Source organism: Pseudomonas sp. GM80 (assembly GCF_000282515.1).
In the GTDB taxonomy this organism is placed as follows: Bacteria; Pseudomonadota; Gammaproteobacteria; order Pseudomonadales; family Pseudomonadaceae; genus Aquipseudomonas.
On record NZ_AKJD01000219.1, the window covers coordinates 1 to 10,330 of the forward strand.

10 protein-coding genes are annotated in these 10,330 nt (G+C 58.9%); all 10 read left to right on the forward strand.

From position 1 onward, the window contains the following. The first annotated feature begins 391 nt into the window (after nt 1-391). Nucleotides 392-1,030 (forward strand): TetR/AcrR family transcriptional regulator, encoded by a 639-nt coding sequence (locus PMI37_RS27040; protein ID WP_007908276.1) that lies wholly within the window; start codon nt 392-394, stop codon nt 1,028-1,030. Nucleotides 1,031-1,167: 137 nt separating this feature from the next. Next, complete coding sequence (locus PMI37_RS27045) at nt 1,168-2,136, forward strand: GTP 3',8-cyclase MoaA (protein ID WP_008087245.1); 969 nt, start codon at nt 1,168-1,170, stop codon at nt 2,134-2,136. 169 nt (nt 2,137-2,305) lie between these two features. Then, nucleotides 2,306-2,911, forward strand: a complete 606-nt coding sequence (locus PMI37_RS27050) for a DUF4823 domain-containing protein (RefSeq protein WP_008087246.1) — start codon at nt 2,306-2,308, stop codon at nt 2,909-2,911. Nucleotides 2,912-2,927: 16 nt separating this feature from the next. Next, complete coding sequence (locus PMI37_RS27055; RefSeq protein ID WP_008087248.1) at nt 2,928-3,488, forward strand: DUF1285 domain-containing protein; 561 nt, start codon at nt 2,928-2,930, stop codon at nt 3,486-3,488. 137 nt (nt 3,489-3,625) lie between these two features. Beyond that, nucleotides 3,626-4,342 carry a FadR/GntR family transcriptional regulator gene (locus PMI37_RS27060; RefSeq protein ID WP_008087251.1) on the forward strand — a complete coding sequence of 239 codons (717 nt, stop codon included), beginning with the start codon at nt 3,626-3,628 and terminating at the stop codon, nt 4,340-4,342. Between the two features lie 132 nt (nt 4,343-4,474). Further along, complete coding sequence (locus PMI37_RS27065; protein ID WP_008087253.1) at nt 4,475-5,350, forward strand: SMP-30/gluconolactonase/LRE family protein; 876 nt, start codon at nt 4,475-4,477, stop codon at nt 5,348-5,350. 270 nt (nt 5,351-5,620) lie between these two features. Then, the gene (locus PMI37_RS27070; protein WP_008087255.1) at nt 5,621-6,439 is read left to right on the forward strand and encodes an SDR family oxidoreductase; all 819 of its coding nucleotides are present in this window, start codon (nt 5,621-5,623) and stop codon (nt 6,437-6,439) included. Nucleotides 6,440-6,576: 137 nt separating this feature from the next. After that, nucleotides 6,577-7,581: a substrate-binding domain-containing protein gene (locus PMI37_RS27075; RefSeq protein WP_008087257.1), complete on the forward strand. Its 1,005-nt coding sequence runs from the start codon at nt 6,577-6,579 to the stop codon at nt 7,579-7,581. Nucleotides 7,582-7,634: 53 nt separating this feature from the next. Beyond that, complete coding sequence (araG, locus tag PMI37_RS27080) at nt 7,635-9,179, forward strand: L-arabinose ABC transporter ATP-binding protein AraG (RefSeq protein ID WP_008087259.1); 1,545 nt, start codon at nt 7,635-7,637, stop codon at nt 9,177-9,179. 12 nt (nt 9,180-9,191) lie between these two features. Further along, nucleotides 9,192-10,160: an L-arabinose ABC transporter permease AraH gene (gene araH, locus PMI37_RS27085; RefSeq protein ID WP_045123308.1), complete on the forward strand. Its 969-nt coding sequence runs from the start codon at nt 9,192-9,194 to the stop codon at nt 10,158-10,160. The last annotated feature ends 170 nt before the right edge of the window (nt 10,161-10,330 follow it).

Here is a 10,330-nt window from a genome sequence, read left to right on the forward strand (position 1 = left end):
CTGCGGCAGCTCCTACAGGTGTGATGTCCAGATGGCTGGGATAAATGCCAAAACGCGGGCAAAAAAAACCCGGGTTCTGGGGGGTGAATCCGGGTTAAGACCATTAGGAGTAAAACAAAGGCACGCGGTCCGTTGGTACCTTTATCGGCGCGACACTTGGGGGAGATGTCGCCCGACAGTTGAAGTATTGATCAGTCTGGCGTGCAGTCCAGTGAGCCGGTCGGGGTTTTTAAACAAATTTGGAATACGTTTGCTTCAGTTGAGTTCTCATTGCGCCCAAAACGTTCTCAAAATGAACAAGAAACACAGATATGGTCGGATGATCCGTGCATTTTTGCGCAAGTTAGGCATAATACGCGGCTTCGAATTTTGACCCTTCAGACCTTTTCTTATGCACAAAGAACCTCGTAAGGTCCGTGAGTTTCGTCGCCGCGAGCAAGAAATTCTCGATACCGCGCTCAAGCTGTTCCTCGACCAAGGTGAAGACAGTGTCACCGTCGAGATGATTGCTGATGCCGTGGGTATCGGCAAAGGCACGATCTATAAGCATTTCAAATCCAAGGCTGAGATCTATCTGCGCCTGATGCTCGATTACGAGCGCGATTTGAACGAGCTGCTGCATTCGGCTGATGTCGACAAGGACAAGGAAGCGCTGTCCCGCGCCTACTTCGAATTCCGCATGCGTGACCCACAGCGCTATCGCCTGTTCGACCGTCTCGAAGAGAAGGTGGTCAAGGGCAATCAAGTGCCGGAGATGGTCGAGGAGCTGCACAAGATCCGTGCCTCGAACTTCGAACGTCTGACCCTGCTCATCAAGGGCCGCATCAGCGAAGGCAAGCTCGAAGACGTGCCGCCGTATTTCCACTACTGCGCATCCTGGGCGCTGGTGCATGGCGCTGTGGCGCTGTATCACTCGCCGTTCTGGAGCAATGTGCTGGAAGATCAGGAAGGTTTCTTCCAGTTCCTGATGGACATCGGCGTGCGCATGGGCAACAAACGCAAGCGCGATCCGGAAACGCCGAGCAGCTGAGCCATTCAGCTGCCTTATTGCGCCATGATTTCGCTACATGACGCAGTACCGCAGGAATATACTCAGGCATAGGGCTTGCTAAAACTTGATTTGTGAGTCAAGTTTTAGCGGCTCGAAATTCTATCGCCGGAGTGATCATGATCGTTGACCGTCAAGGCAGGCGTTTTCGCAATTTGCGCATCAGCCTGACTTCAGCCTGCAATTACGCGTGTACCTACTGCGTGCCCAACGGCAAGCGGCTGGTGGCTGCGCAGGATGAACTGTCGGCTGAGGCCATGGCACGCGGCGTTGAGTATCTGATCGAGGCCGCCGGCATCGAGCGCTTGCGCATCACTGGCGGCGAGCCGCTGGTCAGCCCGAAACTCGAATCGTTCATGACCGCCGTCGGCAAGATGGGCCTGGACGACATCAGCCTGACCACCAACGGTCAACTCCTCGCGAAGAAACTTCCGCTGCTGGTCGATGCCGGTCTGCGCCGCATCAATGTGTCCCTCGATACCCTCGACGCGGGTGCGTTCCGCAGCATCGCCCGTGGCGGCGACCTGGCCACTGTGCTCGATGGCATGGATCAAGCCGCTGCGGCGGGGATGAAGATCAAGGTCAACATGGTGCCGTTGCGCGGGCAGAACCTCGATCAGGTGATGCCGTTGCTCGATTACTGCCTTGAGCGCGGCTTCGAGCTGCGCTTCATCGAGCTGATGCGCATGGGCCACCTGGCCAAAGACTCCAATGCTTTCCTGCAACAGTTCGTCAGCCTTGAACAATTGCTTAGCCTGATCGGCGAGCGCTACGAGTACGCACAGACTGACGCGCCGATCGACGCCACCGCCGTGCGCTATGCGATTCCCGGCCTGGGCAACTTCGGCGTGATCGCCAATGAAAGCGTGCCGTTCTGTCGGACGTGCTCGCGCTTGCGCCTCTCGTCGACCGGGTGGCTGCACGGCTGCCTGTCGTCGAGCAACCGCCATTACGTCGGCGATCTGCTTGATAAGCCGCGTCATCAGGCACTGCCAGCGCTGCAGCGTCTGCTGGTCAAGGCGCTGGGGGACAAGCAGGAAGTGGCGTTTTCCGGCGGCGCCACCGTCATGAAGATCATTGGCGGCTGATACTCCCCATTCGCGGGCAAGCCTTGCTTCTACAGAGTTATGCGATCCTGTAGGAGCAAGGCTTGCCCGCGAATGCGTTCTATAAATCAACCAAGATCCCGAGCTGGCGCAAAAGCTGCATCCAACGGCCATTCGCCGGTTTTCCGTCACCGGCCTCTGGAGGAATAGGATGCGTAGCCTGGTTTTGCTGCTGGCCGTTTTGGCGCTTGGCGGCTGTATGACTGTCAGCGATATGGCCGAGGGCACTCGCTATCAGATGAGCGATGCGGGGCTGCTGGATCACAGTGACAGCCGCCGCGTGAACAACTTCCGCATTCAGCCGGACTCGTTCATCTACATCGCGCAAGGTTCGTTTGCGCCGCCGGGCGGTTCTTACCCGCGGCCGAACGTGGTCGCCGAGGAAGCCTTCAAGGGCTTCGTCGAATATTTCCCGATGGTGCGTCGTGCCCGCGCGCCAGAAGGCCTGGATCAGGCAATGGGTGAAGCCCGTGACGCCGGCGCGCACTATCTGCTCTACACCCGTTTCGCCAAGGCTGACGACCGCATCGGCAACTCCGATGAGTGGCTCGATCAGGAAGCTGCGGATCGCCTGGGCATCGACGGCGGCGTGATTCAGATCATGTTGATCGAGACCAGCACCCAGTATTTGATTGATACTGCACGCATCAAGAGTCGTGGCGGTTTACTGACGTTCCATGACAGCAAACCCGAAGACCTGATCGGCCCGCCGCTGGCGCAATACGCGCGCAGCCTGCTGGGAGTCGGCGACCAATAATTCAAAGGAGAACGCCATGAGTGGCCCGCAAAAAGCCAATGACCTGTTGGGACAGATCCCGAAAACCAAAGGCCTGCCGCCGGTGCACTTGTGGAACCCGGACTTTTGCGGCGACATCGACATGCGCATCGCCCGCGACGGCACCTGGTATTACCTGGGCACGCCGATCGGGCGCAAGCCGATGGTCAAGCTGTTCTCGACGATCATGCGCCGCGATGGCGATGACTATTTCCTGATCACCCCGGTCGAGAAGGTCGGGATCAAGGTCGACGATGCGCCGTTTGTGGCGATTGCTGTCGAGGTTGAAGGCGAGGGGGAGGCGCAGTTGTTGCGTTTTACCACCAACGTGGATGAAACGGCTGAGGCCGGGCCTGAGCATCCGATTCGCGTCGAGATTGATCCGGCAACGCAAGAGCCTGCGCCTTACGTGCATGTACGCACCAACCTCGAAGCGTTGATCCACCGCAATGTGTTCTACCAACTGGTGGAACTGGCGGTCAGTCGTGAGATCGATGGCCAACGTTGGTTGGGCGTATGGAGCGGCGGCGAGTTCTTTCGCATCGGCCTCGAACCTTAAAAGATCGCAGCCTTCGGCAGCTCCTACATGGCGTACACCTGTAGGAGCTGCCGAAGGATGCGATCTTTTTTTGTCGTTGACACCCAATCATATGATCATTAGCTTGATCACCCATCGCGTCCCGCTTTGAGGTGTTCATGTCCAGCAGCTTTCATGCGTCGACCGTTGACTGGCTAGGCAGCTGGATCGCCGCTGGCCAGGTCAAACCGGGGCAGACCATCAAGGTCGAAGCCGATCTGGGCGAGCAACTCGGGGTCAGCCGCACCGTCATCCGCGAAGCGATCAAAACCCTCGTCGCCAAAGGCATGCTCGAAGTCGGGCCGAAAGTCGGCACCCGCGTATTGCCCGTGCGGCGCTGGAACCTGTTCGATCCACAAGTCGTCGGCTGGTTGTCGCGCAACGGTTTGCCGGAAAACTTTGTCGATGACCTGCTCGACTTGCGCCGCACCATCGAACCGATGGCGGTGCGCTGGGCGTGCGAGCGGGCAACGCAGGAGCAGATCGAAGCCGTGCAACTGGCGTTCAATGCCCTTGAACGAGCGGTGGACAGCGGCATCGACTACAACCGCGCCGATCAGGCTTTCCACGAATGTATTCTCGCGGCCAGCCATAACCAGTTCATTGAACAAATGGTCCCGGCCCTCGGCGCGTTGCTGGCGGTGTCGTTCGAAGTCTCTGCCGCCGACCCGGATGAACTGCGCCGCACACTGCCGATCCACAAAGACATGGCCGATGCCATCGCCGCCCGCGATTCCGCGCGCGGCGTGTGGGCGTGCATGACCCTGATCGATAACGCCGACCTGGCGATAAAACGCTTTTACCCAAAAGTCATGGCCGACAAAAAAGCCGGCTAACAACTAATTCCCCTGTAGGAGTGAGCCTGCTCGCGATTGCGTCGTATCAGGCAAAGCAGCTTCGACTGATCCACCGCGATCGCGAGCAGGCTCACTCCTACAGTAAAAAACAAGAACAATGGAGACCGTTATATGCCGTGGACCGCCCTGACCCAACACCGCGCCCAACTCGGTGAAGGCCCGTTCTGGGACGCGCCGACCCAGGCGCTGTACTGGGTCGACATTGCCGGCAAACAGGCTTTGCGCCTGATCGGCCAGAACGTGCAGATCTGGCAGATGCCCGAGCACATTTCCGCATTCATCCCGTGCAACAGCGGCGACGCCCTGGTGACCCTGAGCAGCGGCGTCTATCGCCTCGATCTCGATTCGCCCGGCCTCGAACCGCGCCTGACGCTGTTCTGCGTCGCCGACCCGCAACCGGGCAATCGTCCCAACGAAGCACGGTGCGATGCTCAGGGCCGGTTGTGGCTCGGCACCATGCAAAACAACATCGGCGAGCAGGGCGAGGATCTGCCGATCATCCGCCGTTCCGGTGGGCTGTTTCGCGTCGATCCGGATAAACGCGTCACGCCGTTGCTGCGCGGTCTGGGCATTCCCAACACGCTGCTGTGGAGCAACGACGGCACCACGCTGCTGTTCGGCGACAGCCTCGACAGCACGCTGTACCGCTATTTCATTCACACCGACGGCAACCTCGACACCGCTTACATCTGGTACGGCCCCGATCAGCAGGGCGGGCCGGACGGCTCGGCGATGGACGCCGAAGGCTACGTGTGGAATGCCCGTTGGGACGGCAGTTGCCTGTTGCGCCTGACGCCGGACGGCTATATCGACCGGCGGATCGATCTGCCGGTGAGTCGGCCAACCAGTTGCGTGTTTGGCGGTGAAGATTTGAAAACCCTGTACATCACCAGTGCCAAGAGTCCGCACAACCATCCGCTGGATGGCGTGGTGCTGTCGATGCGCGTCGATGTGCCCGGAAAACTCTGCACTCGCTTTGCTGGATAATCCCAAAATATGGGATGCAAAATTATATATTGAGATTATTTGGCAGTCGGGTTTATAGTCGGCTGCAGCAGTAACACGCACTCACACTTAAAAAGAACAAAACAGGTGAAGTGATGCAGCGAATGTCTATCGCACTCCCATATGGAGTCCGCGTCTCGCAACGGCTCGATGCCGTCGGCGACGCCTGCCTGTTTCGTTCAAAACGCCTTCCAGACCGGACATCATCAGATGCCCGGTTTTTTTGTGCCTGCGAAACAGGAGTTCTGATCCATGGCTGAACCTCTTTCCCTGCCGCCGGTGCCCGCACCGCCGAAGGGCGAGCGTCTGAAAAACAAGGTCGTGCTGCTGACCGGTGCCGCTCAGGGCATCGGTGAGGCGATCGTCGCTGCCTTCGCCTCGCAGCAAGCGAAATTGGTGATCAGCGATATCCAGGCTGAAAAAGTCGAAAAGGTCGCCGCGCACTGGCGCGAGCAGGGCTTTGACGTGCAGGCGCTGAAGGCGGATGTCTCGCGTCAGCACGATTTGCACGCCATGGCCAAACGCGCCGTTGAGCTGCACGGTCGTATCGACGTGCTGGTCAACTGCGCCGGGGTCAACGTGTTCCGTGATCCGCTGGAAATGACTGACGAAGACTGGCATCGCTGCTTTGCGATCGACCTCGATGGCGCCTGGTTCGGCTGCAAAGCGGTGCTGCCGCAGATGATCGAGCAGGGTGTCGGCAGCATCATCAATATCGCTTCGACCCATTCCAGCCACATCATTCCCGGCTGCTTCCCGTACCCGGTGGCCAAACACGGTTTGCTCGGCCTGACCCGCGCGCTCGGCATCGAATACGCGGCGAAAGGCATTCGCGTCAACGCGATTGCGCCGGGCTACATTGAAACGCAACTGAACGTCGATTACTGGAACGGTTTCGCCGACCCGCACGCCGAACGTCAGCGCGCCTTCGATCTGCACCCGCCGAAACGCATCGGTCAGCCGCTGGAAGTGGCGATGACTGCGGTGTTTCTGGCCAGTGATGAAGCACCGTTCATCAACGCGTCATGCATCACCATCGATGGTGGCCGCTCGGTGATGTACCACGACTGAGCGCTGCAGCTTTCACGCGGATAGATCCGGGTGAAATCCAATCATCATACGATATGACTATTTTCAACAGGCTTTGCAGGAACACGCTTTAACGCTTTTCAAAACATTGCTCAAAAAAAATAACAAGGAGTCAGCTTATGAAACGTCGTTTCGGGATTCGTACCCTGTGCACTACCGCCCTGGCGGTCACTGCGTTCAGCCTGAGCAGTTCGCTGCTCGCTGCCGACACCGTGAAAATCGGTTTTCTGGTCAAGCAGGCTGAAGAGCCGTGGTTCCAGACCGAGTGGGCTTTCGCCGAGAAAGCCGCCAAGGACAAGGGCTTCGAACTGATCAAGATTGCTGTGCCAGATGGCGAGAAAACCCTCTCGGCCATCGACAGTCTCGCCGCCAACGGTGCCAAGGGTTTCGTGATCTGCCCGCCGGACGTGTCGCTCGGGCCGGCGATCATGGCCAAAGCCAAACTCAATGACCTGAAAGTGATTGCCGTCGATGACCGTTTCGTCGACGCCAACGGCAAGTTCATGGAAGACGTACCGTACCTCGGCATGGCCGCGTTCGAGGTCGGCCAGAAGCAAGGCAACGCGATGGTCGCCGAAGCGAAAAAACGCAACTGGGACTGGAAAGACACCTACGCGGTGGTCAACACCTACAACGAACTCGACACCGGCAAGAAACGCACTGACGGCTCGGTGAAATCCCTTGAAGACGCCGGCATGCCGAAGGATCACATCCTCTTTGCCGCGCTGAAAACCCTCGACGTACCGGGCAGCATGGACGCCACCAACTCGGCGCTGGTGAAACTGCCGAGCGCGGCGAAAAACCTGATCATCGGCGGCATGAACGACAACACCGTGCTCGGCGGCGTGCGCGCCACTGAAGCCGCAGGTTTTGCCGCGACCAACGTGATCGGCATCGGCATCAACGGCACCGACGCCATTGGCGAATTGAAAAAGCCTAACAGCGGCTTCTTCGGCTCGATGCTGCCAAGCCCGCACATCGAAGGCTACAAAACCGCCGAGATGATGTACGAGTGGGTGACCACCGGCAAAGAACCGCCGAAGTACACCGCGATGGACGACGTCACCCTGATCACCCGCGAAAACTTCAAGCAAGAGCTGGAAAAAATCGGCTTGTGGAACTGATGCAGCGACGGCCCGGGCAGCCGGGCCGTTTTTCGGTGTGAAGAGGTGGCTTTATGCACGCGCAAGTACAGACACAACAACACAGCTCCAGCGGCAGCCTGCGCTTCAACGGGATCGGCAAAACCTTTCCCGGTGTGAAGGCGCTGGACGCCATCAGCTTCGTCGCGCATCCGGGGCAGGTTCACGCCTTGATGGGCGAGAACGGCGCCGGCAAATCGACCCTGCTGAAAATCCTTGGTGGCGCTTACATCCCGAGCAGCGGCGAGTTGCAGATCGGCGAGCAGACCATGGCGTTCAGGTCGACCGCCGACAGCATCGGCAGCGGCGTCGCGGTGATTCACCAGGAGCTGCATCTGGTGCCGGAAATGACCGTCGCCGAAAACCTGTTTCTCGGCCATCTGCCAGCGAGTTTCGGTTTGATCAATCGCGGCGCCTTGCGTCAGCAAGCCTTGAATTGCTTGAAAGGTCTGGCTGACGAAATCGATCCGCAGACCAAGGTCGGACGGCTGTCCCTCGGCCAGCGGCAACTGGTCGAAATCGCCAAAGCGCTGTCGCGCGGCGCGCATGTGATCGCCTTCGACGAACCGACTAGCAGCCTCTCGGCCCGTGAGATCGACCGCTTGATGGCGATCATTGGTCGTCTGCGTGACGAGGGCAAAGTGGTGCTCTACGTCTCCCATCGCATGGAAGAAGTGTTCCGTATCTGCGACGCGGTGACGGTGTTCAAGGACGGTCGCTACGTGCGCACCTTCGAGGACATGAGCCAGTTGACCCACGATCAACTGGTGACCTGCATGGTCGGTCGCGACATTCAGGACATCTACGATTATCGCCATCGTCCACGCGGCGCCGTCGCGCTGAAGGTCGATGGCTTGCTCGGCCCGGGTCTGCGTGAGCCGATCAGTTTCGAAGCGCACAAGGGTGAAATTCTTGGCTTGTTTGGATTGGTCGGGGCAGGGCGCACCGAGCTGTTTCGCCTGCTCAGCGGACTGGAACGCAACACCGCTGGACGCCTCGAATTGCGTGGCCATGAACTGAAATTGCGCTCACCGCGCGACGCGATTGCCGCCGGGATTCTGCTGTGCCCGGAGGATCGCAAGAAGGAAGGCATCATCCCGCTGGCCAGCGTTGCCGAGAACATCAACATCAGTGCCCGTGGCGCACATTCGGGGCTCGGCTGCCTGATTCGCGGTTTGTGGGAAAAGGGCAACGCCGACAAACAGATCAAAGCGCTGAAAGTGAAAACCCCGCATGCCGGCCAGCAGATCAAGTTTCTTTCCGGCGGCAATCAGCAGAAGGCCATTCTTGGTCGCTGGCTGTCGATGCCGATGAAGGTCTTGCTGCTCGACGAACCAACGCGCGGCATCGACATCGGCGCCAAAGCGGAGATCTACCAGATCATCCATAACCTCGCCGCCGAGGGTATTTCGGTGATCGTGGTGTCCAGCGACCTGATGGAAGTGATGGGCATTTCCGACCGCATTCTGGTGCTCTGCGAAGGCGCCCTGCGCGGCGAAATCAGCCGCGACCAGGCCAATGAATCCAACCTGCTGCAACTGGCTTTGCCGCGCCACCGCGCTGACGGCGTGGCGAACTGAGAGGTGACTATGATGACAACCCAAAACGAAACCCTGCCCAAAGAGCGCAAACCGCTGGACATGCGCCGCTTCCTTGATGACTGGGTCATGCTGCTGGCGGCGGTGGGCATTTTTGTTGCCTGTACGCTGCTGATCGACAACTTCCTTTCGCCGTTGAACATGCGTGGTCTGGGCCTGGCAATTTCCACCACCGGGATCGCGGCGTGCACGATGTTGTATTGCCTGGCGTCGGGGCATTTCGACTTGTCGGTGGGCTCGGTGATTGCCTGCGCTGGCGTGGTTGCGGCGGTGGTGATGCGTGACACCAACAGCGTGTTTCTCGGTGTCAGTGCGGCGTTGGTGATGGGCCTGATTGTCGGGCTGATCAACGGGATTGTGATCGCCAAGTTGCGCGTCAATGCGTTGATCACGACGTTGGCGACCATGCAGATTGTTCGCGGTCTGGCGTACATTTTTGCCAACGGCAAAGCGGTGGGCGTGTCGCAGGAATCGTTCTTCGTTTTCGGTAACGGCCAGCTGTTTGGCGTGCCGGTGCCGATTCTCATCACCATCATTTGCTTTCTGTTTTTCGGCTGGCTGCTGAATTACACCACCTACGGGCGCAACACCATGGCCATCGGTGGCAACCAGGAAGCGGCGCTGCTGGCGGGCGTGAACGTTGATCGCACCAAGATCATTATCTTTGCGGTGCACGGTGTGATTGGTGCGCTGGCGGGGGTGATTCTGGCGTCGCGGATGACTTCCGGGCAGCCAATGATTGGCCAGGGTTTTGAGCTGACGGTGATTTCGGCTTGCGTGTTGGGCGGGGTGTCGCTGAGCGGCGGGATCGGCATGATTCGGCATGTGATCGCCGGGGTGTTGATTCTGGCGATCATCGAGAATGCGATGAATCTGAAGAACATCGATACCTTCTACCAATACGTTATCCGCGGTTCGATCCTGCTGCTGGCCGTCGTCATCGACCGCCTCAAACAACGCTGATCCCATCCCCGACACGCAAACCTGTGGGAGCTGGCTTGCCAGCGATTGCGGTAGATCATTCAACATCAACTTTGAATGTGCCGCCGCCATCGCTGGCGAGCCAGCTCCCACAGGGATTCGCGGTCAACACTGAACACCGGTTCACCGCAAAACTGTAGGAGTGAGCCTGC

Coding starts and splice junctions, on each gene's coding strand:
- PMI37_RS27075 (WP_008087257.1), top strand. CDS start 6,577: ATGAAACGTCGTTTCGGGATTCGTACCCTGTGCACTACCGCCCTGGCG.
- PMI37_RS27045 (WP_008087245.1), top strand. CDS start 1,168: ATGATCGTTGACCGTCAAGGCAGGCGTTTTCGCAATTTGCGCATCAGC.
- PMI37_RS27050 (WP_008087246.1), top strand. CDS start 2,306: ATGCGTAGCCTGGTTTTGCTGCTGGCCGTTTTGGCGCTTGGCGGCTGT.
- araG (WP_008087259.1), top strand. CDS start 7,635: ATGCACGCGCAAGTACAGACACAACAACACAGCTCCAGCGGCAGCCTG.
- PMI37_RS27040 (WP_007908276.1), top strand. CDS start 392: ATGCACAAAGAACCTCGTAAGGTCCGTGAGTTTCGTCGCCGCGAGCAA.
- PMI37_RS27070 (WP_008087255.1), top strand. CDS start 5,621: ATGGCTGAACCTCTTTCCCTGCCGCCGGTGCCCGCACCGCCGAAGGGC.
- araH (WP_045123308.1), top strand. CDS start 9,192: ATGACAACCCAAAACGAAACCCTGCCCAAAGAGCGCAAACCGCTGGAC.
- PMI37_RS27055 (WP_008087248.1), top strand. CDS start 2,928: ATGAGTGGCCCGCAAAAAGCCAATGACCTGTTGGGACAGATCCCGAAA.
- PMI37_RS27060 (WP_008087251.1), top strand. CDS start 3,626: ATGTCCAGCAGCTTTCATGCGTCGACCGTTGACTGGCTAGGCAGCTGG.
- PMI37_RS27065 (WP_008087253.1), top strand. CDS start 4,475: ATGCCGTGGACCGCCCTGACCCAACACCGCGCCCAACTCGGTGAAGGC.